At 66.7% G+C, this 23,580-nt stretch carries 22 protein-coding genes; 14 read left to right on the top strand and 8 right to left on the bottom strand.

Going from position 1 to position 23,580, the window contains the following annotated elements:
- Positions 1-171 precede the first annotated feature (171 nt).
- Genes EV147_RS08245 through EV147_RS08255 form a run of 3 tightly spaced genes read left to right on the top strand, consistent with a single transcriptional unit; the run spans position 172 to position 2,884 of the window.
- On the top strand, positions 172-1,050 hold the full coding sequence (locus EV147_RS08245; RefSeq protein WP_130390604.1) for an AAA family ATPase: 879 nt from the start codon (positions 172-174) through the stop codon (positions 1,048-1,050).
- 40 nt (positions 1,051-1,090) lie between these two features.
- The gene (locus EV147_RS08250) at positions 1,091-1,684 is read left to right on the top strand and encodes a GNAT family N-acetyltransferase (protein ID WP_130390605.1); all 594 of its coding nucleotides are present in this window, start codon (positions 1,091-1,093) and stop codon (positions 1,682-1,684) included.
- Between the two features lie 24 nt (positions 1,685-1,708).
- The gene (locus tag EV147_RS08255; RefSeq protein WP_130390606.1) at positions 1,709-2,884 is read left to right on the top strand and encodes a vWA domain-containing protein; all 1,176 of its coding nucleotides are present in this window, start codon (positions 1,709-1,711) and stop codon (positions 2,882-2,884) included.
- A 28-nt stretch (positions 2,885-2,912) separates the two neighbouring features.
- Here EV147_RS08255 and EV147_RS08260 read toward each other — a convergent pair whose 3' ends face one another.
- The gene (locus EV147_RS08260; RefSeq protein WP_130390607.1) at positions 2,913-3,815 is read right to left on the bottom strand and encodes a LysR substrate-binding domain-containing protein; all 903 of its coding nucleotides are present in this window, start codon (positions 3,813-3,815) and stop codon (positions 2,913-2,915) included.
- Positions 3,816-4,005: 190 nt separating this feature from the next.
- Here EV147_RS08260 and EV147_RS08265 point away from each other — a divergent pair, with 190 nt between their 5' ends.
- The 3 genes from EV147_RS08265 to EV147_RS08275 all read left to right on the top strand — a co-directional run bounded on the left by EV147_RS08265 (position 4,006) and on the right by EV147_RS08275 (position 6,875).
- A complete protein-coding gene (locus tag EV147_RS08265; protein ID WP_130390608.1) occupies positions 4,006-4,992 on the top strand; it encodes a tripartite tricarboxylate transporter substrate binding protein BugE in 987 nt (328 codons plus the stop codon).
- A 24-nt stretch (positions 4,993-5,016) separates the two neighbouring features.
- Positions 5,017-5,889: an N-formylglutamate amidohydrolase gene (locus tag EV147_RS08270; protein ID WP_130390609.1), complete on the top strand. Its 873-nt coding sequence runs from the start codon at positions 5,017-5,019 to the stop codon at positions 5,887-5,889.
- Between the two features lie 248 nt (positions 5,890-6,137).
- Positions 6,138-6,875, top strand: a complete 738-nt coding sequence (locus EV147_RS08275) for a BspC domain-containing protein (protein WP_368013922.1) — start codon at positions 6,138-6,140, stop codon at positions 6,873-6,875.
- A 59-nt stretch (positions 6,876-6,934) separates the two neighbouring features.
- Here EV147_RS08275 and EV147_RS08280 read toward each other — a convergent pair whose 3' ends face one another.
- Complete coding sequence (locus EV147_RS08280; protein WP_130390610.1) at positions 6,935-8,077, bottom strand: M14 family metallopeptidase; 1,143 nt, start codon at positions 8,075-8,077, stop codon at positions 6,935-6,937.
- Positions 8,078-8,101: 24 nt separating this feature from the next.
- Positions 8,102-8,887 (bottom strand): peroxide stress protein YaaA, encoded by a 786-nt coding sequence (gene yaaA / locus EV147_RS08285; RefSeq protein WP_130390611.1) that lies wholly within the window; start codon positions 8,885-8,887, stop codon positions 8,102-8,104.
- A 39-nt stretch (positions 8,888-8,926) separates the two neighbouring features.
- Here yaaA and EV147_RS08290 point away from each other — a divergent pair, with 39 nt between their 5' ends.
- Both EV147_RS08290 and EV147_RS08295 read left to right on the top strand, forming a co-directional pair.
- Positions 8,927-9,445 (top strand): putative toxin-antitoxin system toxin component, PIN family, encoded by a 519-nt coding sequence (locus EV147_RS08290; protein WP_130390612.1) that lies wholly within the window; start codon positions 8,927-8,929, stop codon positions 9,443-9,445.
- Positions 9,446-9,494: 49 nt separating this feature from the next.
- Positions 9,495-10,664 (top strand): pyridoxal phosphate-dependent aminotransferase, encoded by a 1,170-nt coding sequence (locus EV147_RS08295; RefSeq protein ID WP_130390613.1) that lies wholly within the window; start codon positions 9,495-9,497, stop codon positions 10,662-10,664.
- Between the two features lie 75 nt (positions 10,665-10,739).
- On the opposite strand, the gene EV147_RS08300 is transcribed toward EV147_RS08295, so the two are convergent.
- Positions 10,740-11,381, bottom strand: coding sequence for a glutathione S-transferase (locus EV147_RS08300; RefSeq protein WP_130390614.1), 642 nt, complete (start codon positions 11,379-11,381; stop codon positions 10,740-10,742).
- A 122-nt stretch (positions 11,382-11,503) separates the two neighbouring features.
- Here EV147_RS08300 and EV147_RS08305 point away from each other — a divergent pair, with 122 nt between their 5' ends.
- The 4 genes from EV147_RS08305 to EV147_RS08320 all read left to right on the top strand — a co-directional run bounded on the left by EV147_RS08305 (position 11,504) and on the right by EV147_RS08320 (position 16,278).
- Positions 11,504-13,027 (top strand): 3-hydroxyacyl-CoA dehydrogenase, encoded by a 1,524-nt coding sequence (locus tag EV147_RS08305; protein ID WP_130390615.1) that lies wholly within the window; start codon positions 11,504-11,506, stop codon positions 13,025-13,027.
- Between the two features lie 70 nt (positions 13,028-13,097).
- Complete coding sequence (locus EV147_RS08310; RefSeq protein ID WP_130390616.1) at positions 13,098-13,877, top strand: oxepin-CoA hydrolase, alternative type; 780 nt, start codon at positions 13,098-13,100, stop codon at positions 13,875-13,877.
- Between the two features lie 71 nt (positions 13,878-13,948).
- Positions 13,949-15,025, top strand: a complete 1,077-nt coding sequence (locus tag EV147_RS08315) for a phosphotransferase (protein WP_130390617.1) — start codon at positions 13,949-13,951, stop codon at positions 15,023-15,025.
- Positions 15,026-15,273: 248 nt separating this feature from the next.
- Positions 15,274-16,278 (top strand): Bug family tripartite tricarboxylate transporter substrate binding protein, encoded by a 1,005-nt coding sequence (locus tag EV147_RS08320; RefSeq protein ID WP_130390618.1) that lies wholly within the window; start codon positions 15,274-15,276, stop codon positions 16,276-16,278.
- Between the two features lie 71 nt (positions 16,279-16,349).
- Here the strand turns inward: EV147_RS08320 and ggt are convergent, their stop codons facing one another.
- The 3 genes from ggt to EV147_RS08335 form a co-directional block, all read right to left on the bottom strand.
- Positions 16,350-18,260, bottom strand: coding sequence for a gamma-glutamyltransferase (gene ggt, locus EV147_RS08325; RefSeq protein ID WP_130390619.1), 1,911 nt, complete (start codon positions 18,258-18,260; stop codon positions 16,350-16,352).
- 161 nt (positions 18,261-18,421) lie between these two features.
- Entirely contained in the window at positions 18,422-19,573 is a 1,152-nt protein-coding gene (locus tag EV147_RS08330; RefSeq protein WP_235844630.1) for a CAP domain-containing protein, read from the bottom strand.
- A gap of 238 nt (positions 19,574-19,811) precedes the next feature.
- Positions 19,812-20,756 carry a LysR family transcriptional regulator gene (locus EV147_RS08335; RefSeq protein ID WP_130390621.1) on the bottom strand — a complete coding sequence of 315 codons (945 nt, stop codon included), beginning with the start codon at positions 20,754-20,756 and terminating at the stop codon, positions 19,812-19,814.
- Between the two features lie 192 nt (positions 20,757-20,948).
- On the opposite strand from EV147_RS08335, the gene EV147_RS08340 reads away from it, so the two are divergent.
- Together EV147_RS08340 and EV147_RS08345 are read left to right on the top strand one after the other, a co-directional pair.
- A complete protein-coding gene (locus tag EV147_RS08340) occupies positions 20,949-22,211 on the top strand; it encodes an acyl-CoA dehydrogenase family protein (protein WP_130390622.1) in 1,263 nt (420 codons plus the stop codon).
- Positions 22,212-22,346: 135 nt separating this feature from the next.
- On the top strand, positions 22,347-23,039 hold the full coding sequence (locus tag EV147_RS08345) for a glutathione binding-like protein (protein ID WP_130390623.1): 693 nt from the start codon (positions 22,347-22,349) through the stop codon (positions 23,037-23,039).
- 19 nt (positions 23,040-23,058) lie between these two features.
- On the opposite strand, the gene EV147_RS08350 is transcribed toward EV147_RS08345, so the two are convergent.
- On the bottom strand, positions 23,059-23,565 hold the full coding sequence (locus EV147_RS08350) for a hypothetical protein (protein ID WP_130390624.1): 507 nt from the start codon (positions 23,563-23,565) through the stop codon (positions 23,059-23,061).
- Between the last annotated feature and the right edge of the window lie 15 nt (positions 23,566-23,580).

Here is a 23,580-nt window from a genome sequence, read left to right on the forward strand (position 1 = left end):
TGCCCCACTGAACACGAACGCCGATCTGCTCTTATACTGGCCCATTCCGGCCGGATTTCCGATTGTCCGCGCGGTTTGTCGGCCGGGCCGGTTGCCGTTTCAGAAGTGCCGTTCCCAATTGTCCGCCGACCGGCCTGCCAGGCAGGCCGGCGCGCTACACCAGGTTGCTCAATGTCCACCAACGCCAACGCCAATCCGTCCCAGCAGGTCAAGTTCGAAGGTAGTGCCCAGTACGTTGCCACCGACGACCTGAAGCTGGCCGTCAACGCCGCGCGCACGCTGCAGCGTCCGCTGCTGATCAAGGGCGAGCCCGGCACCGGCAAGACCATGCTGGCCGAGGAAGTGGCCGCCGCGCTGGGCATGCCGCTGCTGCAGTGGCATATCAAGTCAACCACCAAGGCGCAGCAGGGCCTGTACGAGTACGACGCCGTGTCGCGCCTGCGCGACTCGCAGCTGGGCGACGACCGCGTGCACGACATCCGCAACTACATCGTCAAGGGCGTGCTGTGGCAGGCGTTCGAGGCCGACGAGCCCGTGGTGCTGCTGATCGACGAGATCGACAAGGCCGACATCGAATTCCCGAACGACCTGCTGCGCGAACTGGACCGCATGGAGTTCTACGTCTACGAGACGCGCGAACTGGTCAAGGCGCGCCACCGCCCGCTGGTCATCATCACGTCGAACAACGAGAAGGAACTGCCGGACGCGTTCCTGCGCCGCTGCTTCTTCCACTACATCAAGTTCCCGGACGCCGAGACGATGCAGCGCATCGTCGACGTGCACTACCCCGGCATCAAGCGCGAACTGGTGGCTGCCGCGATGGAATCGTTCTACGAGATGCGCAACCTGCCGGGCCTGAAGAAGAAGCCGAGCACGTCCGAACTGATCGACTGGCTCAAGCTGCTGATGGCCGAGGACATTCCGGCCGAGGCGCTGCGCAGCCCCGACCGCAAGGCCGCCATCCCGCCGCTGCACGGCGCGCTGCTCAAGAACGAGCAGGACGTGCACCTGTTCGAGCGCCTGGTGTTCATGAACCGCGCCAACCGCTGAACGACCGCCACACTTCAAGCGAAGATTTAAGCGAATTACGATGACGAAGTTTGTCCAGCCCGTCACGCTGACCGGGCAACACGCCACGCTGGCCCCGCTGTCGCGGGACCACGCCGCCGGGCTGCGCGAAGCCGCCGCCGATGGCGAACTGCATCGGCTCTGGTACACATCGGTGCCAACGCCCGAGGGGGTCGAGGCCGAGATCGAGCGCCGCCTGGGGCTGCAGGACCAGGATTCGATGCAGCCGTTCACGGTGCTCGACGCCGGGGGCCGCGTGGCCGGCATGACCACCTACATGAATATCGACGGCAAGAACCGTCGCGTGGAAATCGGCTCCACCTGGTACGCAAAGCGCGTGCAACGCACGGCGCTGAACACCGAGTGCAAGCTGATGCTGCTGCGCCACGCATTCGAATCGCTCGACTGCATCGCCGTGGAATTCCGCACGCACTGGATGAACCACCAGAGCCGCACGGCCATCGCCCGGCTTGGCGCCAAGCAGGACGGCGTGCTGCGCAGCCACCTGCGCATGCCCGACGGATCATTGCGGGACACGGTGGTCTTTTCCATCATCGCCAGCGAATGGCCCACGGTGCGCGCCCACCTGCAATACCAGCTCGAGCGTCCGCGCTGATCGCCCGCCGGGCCGGAGACACCCATGCTGATCGACTTCTTCTTCTCGCTGCGCCACGCCAAGCTGCCGGTATCGGTCAAGGAATACCTGACGATGCTCGAAGCGCTGCGCGCCCAGGTGATCGCGCCATCGATCGACGAGTTCTATTACCTGTCGCGCATGACGCTGGTCAAGGACGAAAAGCACTTCGACAAGTTCGACCAGACCTTCGCGGCCTACTTCAAGGGCGTGGAGAGCCTGGTGGACTGGAAAAGCGACATCCCGCTGGACTGGCTCCAGAAGACGCTGGAGCGCGAGCTGTCCGCCGAGGACAAGGCGAAGATCGAGGCCATGGGCGGCCTGGACAAGCTCATGGAGCGCCTGAAGCAACTGCTGGAAGAGCAGAAGGAGAAGCACGAGGGCGGCAGCAAGTGGATCGGCACCGGCGGGACATCGCCGTTTGGCCACGGCGGGTACAACCCCGAGGGCATCCGCATCGGCGGGCCGTCGAAGGGCAACCGCACCGCGATCAAGGTCTGGGAGGCGCGCGCCTACAAGGACTATGACGACCAGGTGGAACTGGGCACGCGCAACATCAAGGTGGCGCTGCGCCGCCTGCGCCGGTTCGCGCGCGAGGGTGCCGACACCGAACTCGACCTCGACGACACGATCCACTCCACGGCGGCCAACGCCGGCATGCTCGACATCAAGCTGCGGCCCGAGCGCCACAACAAGGTCAAGGTGCTGATGCTGATGGACGTGGGCGGCTCGATGGACGACCACATCAAGCGCGTGGAGGAACTGTTCTCGGCCACCAAGACCGAGTTCAAGCACCTGGAGTACTACTACTTCCACAACTGCCTGTACGACTACGTCTGGAAGAACAACCGCCGCCGCCACGCCGAGAAGATCGCCACGTGGGACTTGATGCACAAGTACACGCCGGACTACAAGGTGATCTTCGTCGGCGACGCGACGATGAGCCCGTACGAGATCCTGCAGCCGGGCGGCTCGGTGGAATACAACAACCCGGAAGCGGGCGCGGTCTGGCTCAACCGGATGATCGAGCAGTTTCCGCGCTTCGTCTGGCTCAATCCCGAGCCGGAGGGGCTCTGGCAGTACCGGCAGTCGATCACGGTGATCAACCAGATCATGAAGAACCGGATGTATCCGGTGACGCTGGCGGGGCTGGAAGAAGCGATGAAGGTGCTGTCGAAATAAGGTTTCTACGATGCGCGTGGGGTGTGCTTCAGACCACGACATCGACCCCTTCCATGACCCACTGCCGGAACGTCTGCAGCGCCGGCAGATGGGCCTTCTGCTCCGGGTAGCACAGGTAATAGCCCTTTCTGGCCAGCACCCGCGCCGGATGCGCGACGATCAGCGTGCCGGTGGCCAATTCCTCCTCGATCAGGCAGCGCGGGATCAGCGCGATGCCGAGCCCCGACACCGCCGCCTGCGTCAGCAGCGTGAACTGGTCGAAGCGCGCGCCAGCCCAGGCCTCGCGCGTGGAAATGCCGAGCGCCGCAAGCCAGTCCGGCCACGCTTCGGGCACCGTCGTGTGGTGCAGCAGCGGATAGCGCAGCAGCGATCCTGGCGTTTTTGCGATGCCGTCGGGTTCGTGCACCAGCAGTCCGGGGCGGCAGACCGGCAGCACTTCCCTTCCCGTCATGTAGTCGGCCTGGGTGCCGGGCCAGACGCCGTCGCCGAAGCGGATCGCCGCGTCCAGATCGGGCTGCGAAAAATCGTAGCCCTGCGCGTGCGGCACGAATTCCAGCGTGACTTCGGGATAGCGGGCGAAGAACTGCGGCAGGCGCGGAATCAGCCATTTGGCGCCGAGCGTCGGCATGCTGGCGATGTGAAGAATGCCCCCACGGCCCTGCCGCGCGATCAGTTCCACGCTGGCTGATTCGATCGTGTCGAGGCTTGGCCCGATCCGCTCCAGATAGCGCGCCCCGGCCTGCGTCAGCAGCAGCCGCTGGCGCACCCGTTCGAACAGTTCGACGCCCAGAAACGCTTCCAGGCTTCGAACCTGTTTGCTGACCGCGCCCTGCGTCACGTGCAATTCGCGCGCCGCCACCGTGAAACTGCTGTGCCGCGCGGCGGCCTCGAAAGCCACCAATTCGGTCATCGACGGGCATAAGCGCCGCATGAGCCACCTCACATCCATTTACTTCGATACCAAATGGAATGATCGAGGGATTTTATTTCGTTTGCAAGGGTCAGGTGTTGGCGCGCAGAATCGACCGGCGACGGGGAACACAGATTTCCTGCGATTTCGCCGAGGCCCCTCAGGCCCCTCAGAGGCCGATTGTCTTCTCTCTTTCAACGGAATCCCTTCGATGCAACGCCGTCCCCTGCTGAAAGTCCTTGCCGCCGCCACCGCCTTCGCCGCCGCCGGCATGACCCTGCCCGCCTTCGCGCAGGGCACCTATCCGAGCAAGCCGATCACGCTCGTCGTGCCGTTCCCGGCCGGCGGCACCACCGATATCGTGGCGCGCATCGTGGCCGACAAGCTGGGCCAGCAACTGGGCCAGGCCGTGGTGGTGGACAACCGCGGCGGCGCCGGCGGCAGCATCGGCACCGGCTTCCTGGCCAAGGCGGCCCCGGACGGCTACACGCTGGGCATTGCCACCGCGTCGACGCACGGCATCAACCCGGCCGTCTACCCGCGCCTGCAATACGACGCCACCAAGGATTTCACGACCATCACGAACCTGGCCTCGGTGCCGAACGTGATGAGCATCAACCCGGCGGTCAAGGCCACGGACATGAAGTCGTTCATCGCGCTGGCCAAGTCCGAGCCGAACAAGCTGGCCTACGGCTCGGCCGGCAACGGCAGCGTGTCGCACATGATGGGCGAGCTGTTCAAGATGAGCAGCAAGACCGAACTGCTGCACGTGCCGTACAAGGGCGTGGGCCCGGCGCTGAACGACGCACTGGCCGGCCAGGTGCAGATCCTGTTCGACAACCTGCCCTCGTCGCTGCCGTTCATCGAAGGCGGCAAGCTGCGCGCGCTGGCCGTGGCGGCGCCCAAGCGCGTGGCGGCCCTGCCGAACGTGCCGACCTTCGCCGAACTGGGCCTGCCCGAAGTGAACGACGCCGCGTGGTTCGGCCTGATCGCCCCGGCCAAGCTGCCCGCCGATATCCAGGCGAAGCTGAACGCCGCCGCCATCAAGGTACTGGCCATGCCGGAAGTCAAGGCCAAGCTCGAAAAGCTGGGCGCCACCCCGGTGGGCGACACGCCGCAGCACTTTGCGCAGCAGATCGCCACCGAAGTGGCCAAGAACAAGAAGGTGGCGGCCGCCGCCAAGATCTCGCTGGACTAATCCGATCCACCACAGGCAGCACGTATGACCGAAGCAGAACGAAAGACCGCGGAAAGCCCGTACTTCCTGCGCATGCCGGAAGGCGAGAGCGGACCGCTCTTTCTGGATTCACCGCATAGCTGCACCACGTACCCGGCGGATTTCCGCTACGCCGCCGGGCTGCCCCTGCCGCTGCTGCGGCAGGCGGAAGACACGTTCGTGGACGCGCTCTACGCCGATGCCCCCGCGCGCGGCATTCCGCTGCTCGAAGCGGGCTGCCCGCGCAGCTACCTCGACGCCAACCGCGGCCTCGCGGAAATCGACGAGAGCCTGCTCGACGCGCCCTGGCCCGGCCCGAAGCAGGAAACCTCCAAGACCCGCCTCGGCAAGGGGCTGGCCTGGCGGGTGCTGGACACGGGCGAGGCCATCTACGACCGCAAGCTGACCGTGGCCGAGCTGCAGGCGCGTATCGACACATACTACGTGCCCTACTACGCCCAGTTGCAGCGGCTGTCTGACCAGGCCGTGGCGCGCCATGGCGTGGCCTTCCACATCAACTGCCACTCGATGCCGAGCGAGGCCGCCAGGTTCGCCACCGAGCATCCGGGCCTGCAGCATCCGGATTTCGTGGTGGGCGACCGCGACGGCACCACCTGCGACCCGCGCTTCACCGACCGCGTGGAGGGGCTGCTCAAGGAAATGGGCTACGACGTGTGGCGCAACCACCCGTACAAGGGCGTGGAAATCGTGCGCGTGGTGGGTCAGCCGCAGGCCAACCGGCACAGCCTGCAGCTTGAAATCAACCGCAAGCTCTACATGGACGAAGTGGGCCTGACCCGCTCGGCCGGCTTCGACGGGCTCCAGCGCAATCTCAACGCGCTGATGGACGAACTACTACGCTTCGCGCGTACGTTCTGACGCGGTCTGGCGGACGCTGCAACGGCGTCCGCCGTCCCCGGACACGCGCCATGGGTGTCTCGGGGATCGCCTAGTTGTGCAAGAACCGCGATTTCGATAATGACCGCGTGAAAATCGTCGCCGATCGCTACCAGATGTAAGCAATTAGAACGAAGGGTAACAACATTTGGGAACTCTGCCGGTAGGCTTTCCTCTATCATGGCAAACCTTCACCAACCCTCCTTGCTTGCCTGAGCAACGACGATCCCGTGATCCGACGAATTTCCGAACTGTTCGGCAGCCAGCTTCGCATGCTGACTGCCGCAGTGGCCGGCGCCATCGCCCTGGCCGGCTGCGCTACCGCGCCGACCGAAGAGGCCGCGCCCGCCGCCCCGACACCCGCCGCCGCCCCGGCTGCCACCGCTCCCACCCCGCCGGCCGTCAAGCCGCCGCCGGTCGTCAACAAGAATCCGCCTACGACCACGGTCACACTGCCTGACAAGGGCCGCGTGAGCCTGGCCGAGTACCGCACCCGGATGCGCGAGCAACTGATGAAGTCAGAAAACGCCACCGCACCGGTGGCTGACTGCGCGGCCCATGCGAGCTGGGTCGTGCCGCGTTCGGCAAATTACGATGCGCTGAAGATTCCGACCGGCGCGCTGGCCACAGGCCAGGCGGTGGAGGAACGTTGGGAAGGCCGCTTCTCGCCCGGCAAGCAGGCCGTGCCGGTCAGCTCGGTGGTGACGTTCAGCGCCACCGCCCACAAGCGGCGCGGCGAGGCCCAGTGGCAGCCCGTGAAGGTGCGCTGCGGCTACAACGACGGCATGATGCTGGCCTACGAACTGCTCGACAGCAACGGCGACACGATCATCGAACCGCCCGCCGCCCCGGCCGTAGCCACCCCGTCGCAGACAAGGAAGAAGGGCAAGAGCAGCGCGAAGGCGACTTCCTCTGCGAAGAAGTCTTCGGCGAAGTCGACGTCTTCGAAGAGCAAGAAGAAGCAGTAGGCGCCGCAACCGGTACCGCTGGCGTACTCCCCTCTCCCTAAGGGAGAGGGGAGAAAACCCTACCCCAGATACTCCCCGATCGCCTGCAGCATCGCCGTTCCCAGCAGCGCGCTTTTTGCCCCGTTCCAGCCCACGGCTGCATCGGGAAGATCGGCGTTGTCCTTGAACGGCATTTCCAGCGTCAGCGCCAGGCAGCCGAAGGTGTGGCCGATGTATTTCGACGCCAGCTTCAGCGCGTCGGCGTTGTACTTGCTCGCCGCGTAGCCGTGCACGTCCTGGAAGTCCGGCGTGGCGCGCTTGAAAGCCTCGATGAAGCGCGACTGCTGCTCGCGCTGGGTCTCGGTAAAGCCGGGCAGCATCTCGCTGCCGGCCACGAAGTTGTACGGCAGCGCCTCGTCGCCGTGGATATCGAAGAACAGGTCCACGCCGGTCCGCTCGATCGCCTGGCGCACGTAGAACACCTCCGGGCTGGTTTCCTCGCTCGGCTGCATCCACTCCCGGTTCAGGTTGGCGCCCGCCGCGTTGGTACGCAGGTTGCCGCGCGCCGAGCCGTCCGGGTTCATGTTCGGCACGATGTGGAACACCGCGCGCTCCAGCAGCCGGCGCGCAACCGGGTCTGCGCTCCACATGCCGGTGCCGGTCAGCCGTTGCAGCGTGCCCTCGACGAACCATTCGGCCATGCTTTCGCCCGGATGCTGGCGCGCGATCATCCAGATCGTCTTCTTGCCCGGCCCGGGCTGGCCCACGGTCACGCAGGTCAGGTCGCGGCCATCGACCGTGCTGCCCAGGTGCGACAGCTTCGCCAGCGGCGAGCGCTGGCACGTGGCCAGCAGCATCAGGTGGCGCTCTTCCGGATACGGCTCGAAATAGGCAAACCAGACACTGTCGTGCTCGGGCGTGAAGTCGACGGTCATCGTCGTGCCGTCGTAGCGGGTCGGCACGCGGAACCAGTGGGCGCGGTCGTACGAGGCCACCGCGCGGTAGTCGCGCCAGCCGTCGGGATAGGTGCACTCCCCGGCGTTCAGGAACTTGAGCGTGCACGCCTGGCCCGCCGCGCCCTGCAGCCGGAAGTGGAACCACTGGCGGAAGTCGGCGTGCGAATCGGCGCGGATGCGCAGGCGGATGTCGTCGGCCCGCGCGAGCGATTCCACCTCGATGGCGCCCGAATCGAACAGCGTGGAAATATGCAGTGCTGAGGTCATGGTTGTTATCCTTCGGTCCCTCGGTCAGTCTTCCAGCCGGCGGCGGAACACCCAGCGGGCGTCGTCCGAGGCCGTCTTGTCGAAGGCGTAGCCGTCTTCGGCGAACCGCTTCAGCCTGGCCGCGTCGGTGATGCGATGGGTCACCGCGTAGCGGGCCATCGTACCGCGCGCCCGCTTGGCGTGGAACGAAATGATCTTGTAGCGCCCGGCCTTCCAGTCCTCGAACACGGGCGTGATCACGCGTGCGGCCAGCACCTTGGGACGAATGGCCTTGAAATACTCTTCGGAGGCCAGGTTGACCAGCGTGGGCTGGCCTTCGTGCCTGAGGTCGGCCAGGTCCTTGTTGACGAGCTGCGTGACGTCATCGCCCCAGAACGCGTACAGGTCCTTGCCGGCCGCCGTATCCAGCCGGGTGCCCATTTCCAGCCGGTACGGCTGCATCCAGTCCATCGGGCGCAGCACGCCGTACAGGCCGGACAGGATGCGGATGTGCTTCTGGGCGAAGGCCAGGTCCTCGGTGGACAGCGACGTGGCATCGAGCCCGTCGTAGACGTCGCCGTTGAACGCCAGCACGGCCTGCTTGCTGTTGGCGGCGGTGAACTCGGGCGACCAGTCGGCGTAGCGGGTCACGTTGAGCACCGCGAGCTTGTCGGAGATATCCATCAGCGAGCCCACATCCTGCGGCGCCAGCTTGCGCAGGCGCTCGATCAGCGTGGCGGAACGGTCGATGAAGCGCGGCATCGTATGGGTCTTGATGCGGGGCGGCGTCTCGTAGTCCAGGGACTTGGCGGGAGACAGGACGATGAGCATGGCAAAATCGCGGACAGAACAAAGCTGAGATTGTAGCGAATGCCCACCGAAGTGACTGCCGCCACCCCTGCCGCACCCGTTTCCGCCTCCCCGCCACCCCGCGTCGTGCTCGATTCCAACGTCTGGGTGGACTTGCTGGTCTTCCGCGACCCCCATGTGGAGCCGATCCGCGCCGCGCTGGCCGCCGGCACCATCGCCCCGGTGATCCGCGCCGACTGCCGCGAGGAGCTGCGCCGCGTGCTGGCCTACCCCCAGTTCGCGCGCTTCGCCGTCGATATCCCGGCGGCGCTGGCCGAAGTGGACCGCCTGGCCACGCTGGAACCGCTGCCGGACCCGGCCGAGGCGGACGCCATCCGGCTGCCGAAATGCCGCGACACCGACGACCAGAAGTTCATCGAACTGGCCCACCATGCGCGCGCCGCGCTGCTGGTCTCGAAGGACAAGGCCGTGCTCAAGCTCAGGAGCCGCTTGCGCCGCACGAGCGGCGTGGAAGTGCTCACGCCGCCCGCCTTTGCCGGATGGCTGGCCGCCTGGGTACCACCCGGCGAACCCCGCTAGAATGTCGCAGCCGCGTTTCACGCATTCCTCACGTTTTCCGTCACTGTCCATGTCCGAATCGTCGCCCGCACCCCTGAATCCGCCCCCCTCGCGCCTGCCGAACGTCGGCACGACCATCTTCACCGTGATGTCGGCGCTGGCCGCCGAGAAGAACGCCGTGAACCTGGGGCAGGGTTTTCCGGATTTCGACTGCGATCCGCGCATCGTCGACGCCGTGGCCGACGCCATGCGCGCGGGCCACAACCAGTATCCGCCGATGGCTGGCGTGCCCGCGCTGCGGCAGGCCATCGCCGCCAAGATCGCCACGCTGTATGGCCACCAGTACGACTGGAACACCGAGATCACGGTCACGGCCGGCGCCACGCAGGGCCTGCTGACGTCGATCCTGAGCGTGGTGCATCCGGGCGACGAGGTGATCGTGCTGGAACCGTGCTACGACAGCTACCTGCCGTCGATCGAGCTGGCCGGCGCCAGGGCGGTGCCCGTGCGCCTGGAAGCGCCGCTGTTCCGCATTCCGTTCGACAAGCTGGCGGCCGCCATCACGCCGAAGACGCGGCTGATCATGATCAACACGCCGCACAACCCCACCGGCACGATCTGGCGCGCCGAAGACATGCAGAAGCTGGCCGGCCTGCTGGCCGGCACCGACATCCTGCTGCTGTCGGACGAAGTCTACGAACACATGGTCTATGACGGCCAGCGCCACGAATCGGTGGCGCGCCACCCGGAACTCGCCCGCCGCAGCTTCGTGGTGTCGAGCTTCGGCAAGACGTATCACGTCACCGGCTGGAAAGTGGGCTTCGTGGCCGCGCCGGCCGCGCTGATGAACGAATTCCGCAAGGTGCACCAGTTCAACGTGTTCACCGTGAACACGCCGGTGCAGGTGGGGCTGGCCCAGTACATGGCCGATCCGGCGCCGTACCTGGAGCTGGCCGGCTTCTACCAGGCCAAGCGCGACTATTTCCGCGCCGGTCTGGCCGGCTCGCGGTTCAAGCTGCTGCCTTCGGACGGCACGTACTTCCAGTGCGTCGATTATTCGGCGATTTCCGACATGAGCGAGGCGGATTTCTCGATGTGGCTCACGCGCGAGATCGGCGTGGCCGCCATCCCGGTGTCGGCGTTCTACTCCGAGCCGCGCGAATCGGGCGTGGTGCGGTTCTGCTTCGCCAAGAAGGAAGAAACGCTGAAGCTGGCGCTGGAGCGGCTGGCGAGGATTTGATCGTCATGCGCCGGTATTCTCCCCTCTCCCGCGCGCGGGAGAGGGGAACCAACCCACTGAGGGAAATCAGGTTCCTTACCGATTCCGGCTCAGCATCAGTTCCGTATTCGCCTTCCGCTCGGCATTGACCTTCTGCACCGACGGGCGCTCGGACATCGCCTTCAGGTAGTCCTTCACCGGCAGGCCGGCCAGCAGGTCCTGGCCATAAATGATCTTCGTGCACGACGAGATCAGCGGCAGGTGGCACACGGCGGCGCAGTCGGCCAGCGTGAACGTGTCGCCGGCGATGTAGGGCGAGAACTTCGCCAGCTTGCCGAACGCCGGGATGTACTTGTCGAGCAGCGCGCGCTGGCGCTCCTTGACGCGGTCGCTGACCTTGCCGCCGAAGAACGCCTCGGCATACAGCTCGCGGGCGGTCAGCTCCAGATACAGCTCCAGATACGTGACGATCTCGCGCACCTTGGCTGCCTGGTACGGGTCCTTGGGCAGCAGCGGCGACTGGAGATAAGTGGCTTCCAGGTACTCGGCGATCGTTTCGGACTCGCACAACGGGCCGGCATCGGTGATGATGTAGGGCACCTTGCCCAGCGGCGACGCGGCCAGGTCGGTTTCGCCGAGCCAGGCCAGCACTTCCTCGAACGGCAGGTTCTTCTCCAGCAACGCCAACTTCACCTTGTTGTAGTAGTTGCTGGCGGCAAAACCGCAAAGCTTCAGCATGTCGTCTCTCTCCGTTGGAAATATGTCCGATCAGCGCACGCCGCATGTGCCGCCCCTCTGTCGCGAAGGGTGCAGAAAACGTACGATCGTGCTAATTTAGCCACAACTTTTTTGGACCAACAATGAGCAATTCCACTATCCAGTCGCTGGGCATCGTTGGCACGGGCGCCATGGGCCGGGGCATCGCCCAGATCGCCGCCCAGGCGGGCCTGACGGTCAGCCTGTTCGACGTCAACGCCCAGGCCGTGGCCGCCGCGCGCCAGTACCTGCAGGATACCTTTGCCAAGCTGGCCGACAAGGGCAAGATCAGCGCCGCCGACAGCGAGGCCGCACTGGGCCGCGTCAAGGCGTGCACGGCGCTCGAAGACCTGGCCGGCTGCGACATGGTGCTGGAAGCCATCGTGGAACGCCTCGACGTCAAGCGCGACCTCGTGGCCAGGCTCGAAGCCATCCTGCGCGAAGACGCCGTGATTGCGTCGAACACCTCGTCGCTGTCGATCACGGCCATCGCCGTGGGATCGAAGCATCCGGGCCGCGTGGTGGGCTACCACTTCTTCAATCCGGTGCCGCTGATGAAGGTCGTGGAAGTCATCGACGGCCTGTCGGGCGACCCCGCCGTGGGCGACCGCCTGATGGAACTCTCGCGCCGCATGGGTCACACGCCGGTGCGCTGCAAGGACATGCCGGGCTTCATCGTGAACCATGCCGGGCGCGGCATGAACATCGAGGGCCTGAAGGCCGCGCAGGAAGGCGTGGCCGAGTTCGTCGACATCGACAACATCATGCGCGAGCAGGCCGGCTTCCGCATGGGCCCGTTCGAGCTGATGGACCTGACCGGGCTGGATGTGTCGCATCCGGTGATGGAATCGATCTACAACCAGTTCTACCAGGAACCGCGCTACCGCCCGTCGCCGATCACGGCGCTGCGCTCGGTGGGCGGCCTGCTGGGCCGCAAGACCGGCGCGGGCTTCTATGCCTACCCGGAAGGCCAGAAGCAGGTGCCCGCCACCCGCGCGGTGCCTGACAGCCGTCCGGCCAGCGTCTGGGTCAGCCGCGCCAACGCGCGTGGCCATGCCATGGCCGTGAAGCTGCTCGGCGCGCTCGGGGCAAATGTCGAAGGCGGCAACACGCCGTCCGCCGACGCGCTGATCGTCGTCACGCCGCTGGGTCTCGATGCCACCACCGCCGCGCTGGAGGAAGGCCTGGACGCCACGCGCGTGGTTGCCATCGACACGCTGCTGCCTTTCGAGGCCACCAAGCGCCGCACGCTGATGACCACGCCGGCCACCAGCGCCGCCGCCCGCGACGCCGCGCACGGCCTGTTCGCCAGCGATGGCGTGCCGGTGACCGTGATCCGCGACTCGGCCGGCTTCATCGCCCAGCGCATCATCGGCTGCATCGTGAACATCGCCAGCGACATCGCCCAGCAACGCATTGCCACGCCGACCGATATCGACCTGGCCGTGAACCTGGGCCTGGGTTACCCGAAGGGCCCGCTGGCCCTCGGCGATACGATCGGCGCGAACGTGATCCTGGAAGTGCTGCGCAACATGAACCGCCTGACCGGCGACATGCGCTACCGCCCGAGCCCCTGGCTGTGGCGCCGCGCGGGCCTGGGCCTGTCGCTGCTGACTGAAGAAGCCTGATACCGAAGCGGGCGCCCCGACGAGACACGGGGCGCCTTTTTGTTTTCCTGCCCCAGACAATGAGGCTGCCATGACTGCCCAGCTGCTGTCCGAACGCGTCGGTTCGACGCTCGTCCTGACCATCTCCAACCCGGAAGCCCGCAACGCGCTGCATCCGGACATCTACGCGGCCTCGCGCAAGGCGCTCGACGCGGCCACGACCGACGACGCGATCCGCGCCGTGGTGCTGACCGGCGCCGACGGCGTGTTCTGCGCGGGCGGCAACCTGAACCGGCTGCTCGGCAACCGCTCGCAGCCGCCTTCGGTGCAGGCGGAAAGCATTGGCGTGCTGAACGCATGGATCGAGTCGTTCCACGCCTTCCCCAAGCCGATCATCGCCGCCGTGGAAGGCCCCGCCGCCGGCGCCGGCTTCTCGATCGTGCTGGCCTGTGATTTCGTGGTGGCGGCCAGCGATGCCAAGTTCGTCATGGCCTACGTGAAGGTGGGCCTGACGCCCGACGGCGGCGGTTCGTACGAACTGGCGCGCATGCTGCCGCGCCAGCTCGCCAGCGAAATGATGATGGAAGGCAAACCGGTGGACCCGGCCCGTCTGGCACACTTTGGCATCGTCAACCGTGTGGTCGCCCCGGGACAGGCACTGACCGAGGCGCTGGCCATCGGCGCGAACATCGGCCGCGAATCGCCCAACGCGGTCAGCGGCATCAAGGCGCTGATCAACCATGCGGGCACCGCCACGCTGGGCGAACACCTGGCCGCCGAGCGCGACAGCTTCGTGGCCGCGCTGCACCACAAGGACGGTGGCGAAGGCATCAGCGCCTTCCTGGAGAAGCGCAAGCCGGACTACCGCTGAAGCTGGCGCAACCCATGACGTAACGCAATCCAAGCGACATAGCAAAAAATCCAAAAAATTCCGGAGACACGATGAGCACCAACGTTTCGCACTTCGAAGGCACGCGTCCCGTGGCCGACCAGCAGCGCTTCGACGTAGGCGCGCTCGAGGCATGGATGCGCGAGCATGTAGCCGGCTTTGCCGGCCCGCTGACCGTCGAGCAGTTCAAGGGCGGCCAGTCGAACCCCACGTTCAAGCTGGTCACGCCGGGCCAGACCTACGTGATGCGCGCCAAGCCGGGCCCCAAGGCCAAGCTGCTGCCCTCGGCGCACGCCATCGAGCGCGAATACCGCGTGATGAAGGCGCTGGCCGGCACCGACGTGCCCGTGGCCCATATGTACGCGCTGTGCGAGGACGAGGAGGTAATCGGCCGCGCGTTCTACATCATGGAATTCGTCAGCGGCCGCGTGCTCTGGGACCAGTCGCTGCCGGACATGACGCCAACCGAGCGCGGCGCCATCTACGACGAGATGAACCGCGTCATCGCCGCGCTGCACTCGGTTGACTACCAGGCCATCGGGCTGGGCGACTACGGCAAGCCCGGCAACTACTTCCAGCGCCAGATCGAACGCTGGAGCAAGCAGTACAAGCTCTCCGAGACCGAATCGATCCCGGCCATGGACCAGCTGATGGCGTGGCTCCCCGAGCACATCCCGACCGAATCGGCGGACCTGACCACCATCGTCCACGGCGACTACCGGCTCGACAACCTGATGTTCCACCCCACCGAGCCCAAGGTACTGGCGGTGCTGGACTGGGAGCTGTCGACGCTGGGCCATCCGATGGCCGATTTCGGCTACCACTGCATGAGCTGGCATATCCAGCCAGGCCAGTTCCGCGGCATCGCCGGCCTGGACCATGCCGGGCTGGGCATCCCCGACGAAGCCACCTATCGCCGCCTGTACGAGCAGCGCACCGGCCGCCAGATCACCGGCGACTGGAATTTCTACCTCGCCTTCAGCATGTTCCGCATCGCCGGCATCCTGCAGGGGATCATGAAGCGCGTGGTGGATGGCACCGCCTCGTCGGCCCAGGCGCTGGACGCTGGCAAGCGCGCCCGGCCGATGGCGGAGATGGGTTGGGAGTATGCGAAGAAGGCGGGGGGTTGAGCGTTACCGATCGCGCTGATTGACTCCTCTCTCCCGCCGTGCGGGAGAGGGGAGCAAAAACCGATCGCAATCCCTGGAATGTTGTATGACAACCGAGAACCCTCGGCTGTCCTCCGCGCTTGCCTCCATGTCCCTACATTAACCGTTTGTTCTACGTGTTTTCCCGATAGACCAGCGCCCCGCGCCAGCCTACACTTGCGTCAATCGTTGTACGACAACTGATGATAAGTGTTGACTGGAGACACAGCATGACCTCTTCTCGCCGCCAATTCCTTGGCCAGCTTTCTGGCCTGGCTGCCATGGGCACCGTGGGCACGTCTGGCATCCTGGCCCCGGCATCCGCCTGGGCGCAGGACAAGTGGCCGAACAAGCCCATCCGCCTGGTAGTGCCCTACCCCGCCGGTGGTTCGTCCGACATCATTGCGCGCCTGATCAGCAAGCCGCTCGGCGAGGCCCTGGGCCAGGCCGTGGTGGTCGACAACAAGCCGGGCGCGAACGGCAATATCGGCGCGGCCATCGTTGCGCAGTCGGGCACCGACAACCACACGCTGCTGCTGTGCGACGTAGGCGCGCTGGCCATCAGCCCGTCGGTCTACACCAAGCTCACGTTCAATCCGGACAAGGACCTGAAGGCCGTAGGCATGCTGGCCTACTCGCCGCACCTGCTGGTCGTGCACCCGTCCGTGCCGGCCAACAACCTCAAGGAACTCGTGGCGCTGTCGCACAAGCAGCCGCTGAACTTCGCCGTGACCGCCATCGGCAGCGCGCCGCACCTGGCCGGCGTGGCCGTGCAGCAGGCAACGCAGGCATCGTGGCAGTACGTGCCCTACAAGGGCGGCGCACAGGCGATTGCCGATACCGTGGGCGGCACCGCTCAAGTGCTGATGAACGGCATGCTGGCCACGCTGCCGCACGTGCAGTCGGGCAAGCTCAAGCTGCTGGCTGTCTCCAAGCGTACGCGCATGGCGCTGGTCAGCCAGACGCCGACCATCGCCGAGAGCGGCGTGCCGAACTTCGAGTCGGGTACGTGGCAGGGCGTGATGGCACCGTCGGGCATGCCCGATGCGCTGGTGCAGCGGATCAACACGGAACTGGTGCGCATCATCCGCACGCCGGAAATCCGCGCCAACCTGGCCGGCCAGGGCGCCGAAGTGGTCACGATGAATCCGGCCGACACCGGCAAGTGGTTCACCGCAGAAGAAAAACGCTGGGCGCAAGTCGTCAAGGCGTCGGGGGTCAAGCTGGACGCCTGACAGGCGGACTCTGGCGGCAAAAAGGAAGGGGCGCGAGATTCGCGCCCCTTTTTTTCATTGCCGCGCGCCGGTCAGTCGCCCAGCGCCACGCCCTCGCGGCGCGGATCGGCGCCGCCCGCCCAGACCTGCCTGCCGTCCACGGTCTTGCGCATCACCACCTGCGTACCGCTGGTCATCTCGATCTCGGCCACCTGATGGCCCTGCTGCTTGAGCGCCTCGACCAGACGCGGCGTGACCAGGCCACGCTCCACCTCGGTGGGCCCGTTGCGGCTGCCGAAATTGGCCATGCCAACGGCCTGCTGCACGTCCATGTCCCAGTCAAGCAGCCCGACCAGCGCCTTCGATACATACTCGATGATCTGAGAGCCGCCCGGCGAGCCCAGCGCCGCCACGAGCTTGCCGCTCTGGCGGTCGAACACGAGCGTCGGCGCCATCGACGAACGCGGCCGCTTGCCCGGCTCTACCCGGTTCGCCACCGGCTTGCCGTTCTCGGTCGGCGTGAACGAGAAATCGGTCATCTCGTTATTGAGCATGAAGCCGCGCACCATGATGTGCGAGCCGAAGTACGACTCGATCGTGGTGGTCATCGACAGCGCCCCGCCCCGGTTGTCCACGGCCACGATCTGCGACGTAGACACGCGCGGCGGCGAGCGGTCCGGCGCGAAGGCCACCTTCACGCCGGGCGGTGTGCCGGGCTGTGCACGGCCCATGCTCTTGTCGCTGATCAGCGCGGCGCGCTCGGCCAGATAGTTCGGGTTGACCATGGCCGCCACGTCCACCGGCACGAAATCGGCGTCGGCCACGTACAGCCCGCGATCGGCATAGGCCAGCCGGTCCGCCTCGGCAATGGCATGCACGGCCAGCGGGTTCGGTTCGAATTTCGACGGCAGGCTGATGGCGGTCGGCTTCAGGCTGGCCAGCGCATAGCGCGGGTCACGCTTCTCCAGCGCCTCCAGCGTGCCAAGGATCTGGGCAATCGCAATCCCGCCCGATGACGGCGGCGGCATGCCGCAGATCTTCCACTGGCGGTAGTCGGTGCAGACCGGCACGCGCACCTTGGCCTTGTAGCCCTTCAGGTCAGCCAGCGACAGGCTGCCGGGATTGGCATGGCCGTTGACCTTGGCCACGATCTCGCGCGCAATCGGCCCGTTGTAGAAAGCGTTCGGGCCGTGCCGGGCGATCTCGCGCAGCGTCTGCGCCAGTTGTGGATTTTTTACGATGGTGCCGACGGCCTTCGCCTTGCCCTGGCCGTCTAGGAAGTAGGCGGACATGTCTGGCGAGCCGCCCATGAACTTGTCGGCCGCCACCTGGGTGTAGAGCCGCTGCGACATCGGGAAGCCTTTCTCGGCCAGCCTGATCGCCGGCTGGAACAGCCGCGCCCATGGCAGCCGGCCGTGCTCGCGGTGCGCCATCTCCAGCGCGCGCAGCACGCCGGGCACACCTACCGAGCGTCCGCCGATCTGCCCTTCCGAAAATTCCATCGGCTTGCCGTCCGGGCGCATGAACAGGTTCCCGGTCGCCCCGGCGGGCGCGGTCTCGCGGCCGTCATAGGCCTGCACGCGCTTGCCGTCCCAGTACATGATGAACGCCCCGCCGCCGATGCCGGTGGCCTGCGGCTCGACCAGCGTCAGCACGGCCTGCATGGCCACGGCCGCATCGATCGCCGAGCCGCCGGCGCGCAGGATCTCGCGCCCGGCTTCGGTCGCCAGCGGATTCGCCGCGGCGGCCATGTGCTTCTGCGCGATCGTGGTGGTCATGTCGGGCCGATAGCCCGACGACACTTCGGGAGCCGGCGGCATCGCCGCCGTGGCCGGCCGGGCGGTGCCGGCGGATGGCGCGGCCGGTGCCGTGGCACTCTTCTCCGCCGTGGTACCGCACGCCGCCAGCAGCACGGCCAGCGCCGCGGCCATGGCGCCGCGCCAGTGCAGGGAATCGGAAGGGTTCGACCGGGATACCCGGGATGCTGCCGCTGCGTCCGTCATGCCGTCACTCCATGGGGGGAAGGTTCGGCGATTGTAGCGGCGATCGGGGCCCTGAATATATGAGAACAGTCTGAAAAGGCGCTTCGGCCTGCTCGGCCGAATGCACGACGGGAGGCTCGCGCCTCCCGTCCGGACCCCGCTGGAACCGCCCGGCGGGCCGCTTACAGCGTGGTGAAGGACCAGTTCAGGTTGACGCCCTGCCCGTTCAGCGTGCCGCCGACCGTGACGTTGTAGCGCGTCTTGCCCGCCAGCGGCGCGCGCGGCGTGCAGATGGCCAGCCCGCGTGCGGCGCCCGACATGCCCGAGGTGCGGGCGTCCACCTTCTCGCACGGCACGTTGTTGCCCGAGGCATCGGTGATCGTGAAGGTATCGGCATTCAGCGCCAGCGCGGTGTTGACCGCCTGGACCGTGACCGGATAGCCCATGGTCTGCCCGGCGTAGGCCGGTGCCGGATTCGGGCTCTCGTTGTTGACCCAGCTGGTCGGCACATCGGCCTGGCCGTTCCAGGGGTAGGCCACCATCTGGTTGTCGGCGCCGCCCACGCTGCGGTCGGCGAGGTCGATGGTCTGGTAGTAGTACGCGGCCGTGCCGGAGCCGTTGGGGCCCACCGATTCGGCAAACCCGCTGCCGGCCGAGCCATAGCTGCCGAGCAGCGCGGCGCGGTGGAACGGCGCGTTGACCAGATCGATGACCAGCGCGTCCTTCGGCGCCATCGACAGGCTTGCGTTGGCCGCAGACGTCCAGCGATTGGCGCCGGCCACCACTTCGGCCGTGGCGTTGCTCGGGTACGCGGCCTGGATGCGGTCGTTGGGCGCGGCGCCGGTGTAGCCGGTCTTGCCCGCCTGCTCGTCGTGCGTCAGCGTCTGGTTGGCGAGCATGTAGGCCGTGTGGTTCTGCGCCGCGGTGTTCAGCGCATCGCGGGCGGTCAGCGGTGCCAGGCCCACCTGCTCGCGCCGGTAGTTGGCATAGCAAAGGCCCGCCGTGCGCGGCTCTTCGAGCGTGCGATAGCCGGAAACACCGGTACCGCGCGCCGGCAACAGGCTCACGGCGCCGGTGACGGGCGCCGGGGCATTGCCCGTGACGGTGTAGCATGCCCGGTCGCCACCTGCCGGCAGCGAGGCCGCCGGGTTCGTGGCGGACTGCTGGGCGCTGGTGTTGCCCGCGCCCGGCGTACCGGAGGCAGCCGGTGCGCCGGCCGCGGCGGGGGTGGCCGAGCCGCCATCGCCGCCGCCACAGGCAGCGAGTGTCAGCGCCGCGCACGCGGCGAGCGTGCCGGCCGCGAGCGGGTTGCGGTGGAAGAATGCGTGGCGCAAGCGCGAGTGTTTCCCTGGCATGTGGATGCGGCCCGATGGCCCGATGGATTGGAATGGGGGAACTGCCCGCGAACCCGGTGCGAGGACCGGGTGGGACGCCAGGGCGCGGCAGCGCCTCGATGTGATGCGTCCTGGAGCAGAGGAACGGGGACGATGGTAGGCATGCCCACCATGACCGTCCAGCTTCAGAACATTTTCTTACGGTGTGATCCGAGCGCGGGGCACCCGGCGCGGGCCGTCAGCCCGGCGCGGACGCTGCCACGTCGGCCATGCCGGTGCCGAGCGACGCCATCACGGCCATCAACTGGTCGCGCAGCCAGCGGTTGGCGCCGTCGTTCTCCCCGCCGGCGTGCCAGTAGAGGTGCAGTTCGAGCGACGGCACCTTGAACGGCAGCGACAGCAGGCGGTTGGCGTACGGCTCGTTCGCAATGCGCGCGTAGCGCATCGGCAGGGTCGCCAGCAGGTCCGTACAGCTGACCACGCGGCAGGCGGCCGCATAGTGCTGGCAGCGCAGCCGCACACGCCGCGTCAGGCCCATGCGGTGCAATGCCTGGTCCTCCAGCCCCGCGCCGCGCCGCCGCGACGACACGTGCACGTGTTCGGCGGCCAGGTAGCGCTCCAGCGTCAGTTCCTTCATCACCAGCGGATGGTCGCGCCGGGCCAGTACCACCATGGGGTCGGCCATGAACGCGGTGTGGTGGATGGCCGGGGAGACCGGCAGCAGGATGTCGAGCGCGGCATCGAGGGTGCCGGCCAGCAGTTCCGACTCCATCTCGCGGCGGTCGAAGCGGATCGCGGCAATCTCGACATGCGGGGCGATGGCCGTGACGCGCGCCATCAACGGCGGCAGCAGCGTGGATTCCAGCGCGTCGCGCATGCCGATGGTGAACCGGCGCGTGGTGTTGGCGGGATCGAAGTGGGGGGTGTCCTGCAGCGTGCGCGCGAACGATTGGAGCGCGGTGCGCACCTCCCCCGCCAGCGAGCGCGCCAGCGGCGTGGGCGCCATGCCCTGCCCGCGCCGCTCGAACAGCGGATCGTCGAACAGCGTGCGCAGCCGGCCCAGCGCGTGGCTCACGGCCGGCTGGGTCAGGTTGAGCTGCCGCGCGGCAGCGGTGATACTGCCCTCGCTGTAGATGGCGTTGAAAACCACGAAAAGATTGAGATCGATCCGGCTGAGCTGCATGGCACTTTCCTGGCACGGGAGCGTTGGCGCATTCTGGCATGAAAATGCAGCACATTGATACTGACCAATCCAGAAAATTCATTTTTCTAATTTCACTTCCTGGGCTAGAGTAGCCACGGTTGGCACGGCGTGCCCGTCACAAACCCAGTCACCAACCCGGCCCGGTGCGGCACGGGTTACCGAGGAGACCCCATGCAATTCGAGTACTCGCCCAAGGTCAAGGAGATGCAGGCCAGGCTGCTGGCGTTCTTCGACCAGCACATCTACCCGAACGAGAAGCGCTTCTACGCCGAGGTGCAGGCGAACCGCGAAGCCGGCAACGCGTGGATTCCGACCAAGGTGGTGGAAGAACTGAAGCCGCTGGCCCGCGAAGCCGGGCTCTGGAACCTGTTCCTGCCGCGCTCCAAGCGGGCGCCCGAGGGGCTGTCGAACCTCGAATACGCGCCGATGTGCGAGATCATGGGCCGGGTGCCCTGGTCGGCCGAGGTGTTCAACTGCGCCGCGCCGGACACCGGCAACATGGAGACGCTGGAGCGCTACGCCTCCGAGGAACTGAAGGACCAGTGGCTGGAACCGCTGCTGCGCGGCGAGATCCGCTCGGCCTTCCTGATGACCGAGCCGGCCGTGGCGTCGTCCGATGCCACCAACATCGAATGCCGCATCGAGCGCGACGGCGATCACTACGTGATCAACGGCACCAAGTGGTGGTCGTCGGGCGCCGGCGATCCGCGCTGCAAGGTCTACATCGTGATGGGCAAGACCAACCCCGACGCCGGCCGCCATGAGCAGCAGTCGATGATCGTGGTGCCGGCCGACACCCCGGGCATCACGATCAAGCGCTTCCTGCCCGTGTTCGGCTACGACGACGCGCCGCACGGCCACATGGAAATCGAACTCAAGAACGTGCGGGTGCCCGCCGGCAACATCCTGCTGGGCGAAGGCCGCGGCTTCGAGATCGCGCAGGGTCGCCTGGGCCCGGGCCGCATCCACCACTGCATGCGCAGCGTGGGCGTGGCCGAGCGCGCGCTGGAACTGATGTGCAAGCGCAGCCTGGAGCGCGTGGCGTTCGGCAAGCAGGTGGCCCGCCATGGCGTGACGCAGGAGCGCATCGCCGAGGCCCGCTGCGACATCGAGATGGCCCGCCTGCTGACGCTCAAGGCGGCCTACATGATGGATACCGTGGGCAACAAGGTGGCCAAGGCCGAGATCGCCATGATCAAGGTGGTGGCACCGAACGTGGCGCTGCGCGTGATCGACTGGGCCATCCAGGTTCACGGCGCCGCGGGCGTGTCGGGCGACTTCCCGCTGGCCAACTGGTGGGCGCACCAGCGCACGCTGCGCCTGGCCGACGGTCCGGACGAGGTGCACCGCAACGCCATTGCCAAGCTCGAACTGGCCAAGCACATGAGCCTGAATCCGGATAGCATCCAGATGCCGGTGACGCGCGGCTCCTGATCTGGCAGGACGTACGGCAGAAAGGCCCGACGGCAGTCCGCGTCGGGCCTTTTTTCGCTCGAACATGCGCTGCGAGCAGGGTTATTCCATTCATGCTTAAATGCCCCGGCCTAACCATCAGGGAGCACGTTGCAAATGATCGACGTCTATTCGTGGGCCACCCCGAACGGCCACAAGGTTCACATCATGCTCGAGGAGTGCGGCCTCGCGTACAAGGTGCATCCGATCAACATCGGCGCCGGCGACCAGTTCGGTGACGAGTTCCTGCGCATCAGCCCGAACAACAAGATTCCCGCGATCGTCGACAGCGACGGCCCCGACGGCGCGCCGATCTCGCTGTTCGAATCGGGCGCGATCCTGCTCTACCTGGCCGGCAAGACTGGCAAGTTCCTGCCCGGGGACGTGCGCGGCAAGTACGACGCGCTGCAGTGGCTGATGTTCCAGATGGGCGGCGTTGGTCCGATGCTGGGTCAGGCCCACCACTTCCGCATCTACGCACCCGAGAAGATCGAATACGCGGTCAACCGCTACACGAACGAAGCAAAGCGTCTGTACGGCGTGATCGACAAGCAGTTGGCCAGGCACGCCTGGCTGGCCGGCGACAGCTATTCGATCGCCGACATCGCCACGTTCCCGTGGCTGCGCAGCTGGAAGAACCAGGGCGTGGAACTGGAAGACTACCCGCACCTCAAGCGCTGGTTCGACGAGATCGCAGCGCGCCCGGCCGTGCAACGTGGCGTGGAGGTACTGGCCAAGGAGCGCCAGCCGCTGCAGACCGACAAGGAGCGCGAGTTCCTGTTCGGCGCCACGCAGTATCAGCGGCGCTGAAGCGCATCCCCCGAACGGGTCAGGCGGCCTGGTGCCAGGACGCCGGCTGGCGCGAGGGAGTGGGTTCCGGCAGGCGCATGCAGCAGAGCAGGCTGGCGCCGGGCAACAGCGCATCGACGCAGAAATCCTCGCCGGCGCCCGGCGCGAAACTCATGCCGGGCTGCAGCAGAATGGTGCGCGGCCCGTCGGGCATGGTGTCATCGCGCCACTGCAGGCACATGGCGCCGTGGTGGCAATGGGCCCAGTACAACCCGCGCGCCTGGAGTCGCAGCCCCCAGTCGGCCTCGCCGGGCTCGAGCGCGACAAATTCGCCCATGCCGGCCGCATCGGGATCGTGCATGCACCGTTGCAGGGCGATGGTCCGCACGACAATGCTGTCGAGCACGGCCTGCACGACATACTCCCGGCCGGGCTGCGCGACGAACGCATCGCCGCTGGCGAGGATCGCCAGCTCTGCTTCACCGTCGAGTACGCGTACGCCGCCATGCTGGCATGCCCACCATTGCGGACGCTCGGGATGCGGCATCCGATAGCGCGTGCA

Source organism: Cupriavidus agavae (genome assembly GCF_004217045.1).
Classification (GTDB): Bacteria; Pseudomonadota; Gammaproteobacteria; order Burkholderiales; family Burkholderiaceae; genus Cupriavidus; species Cupriavidus agavae.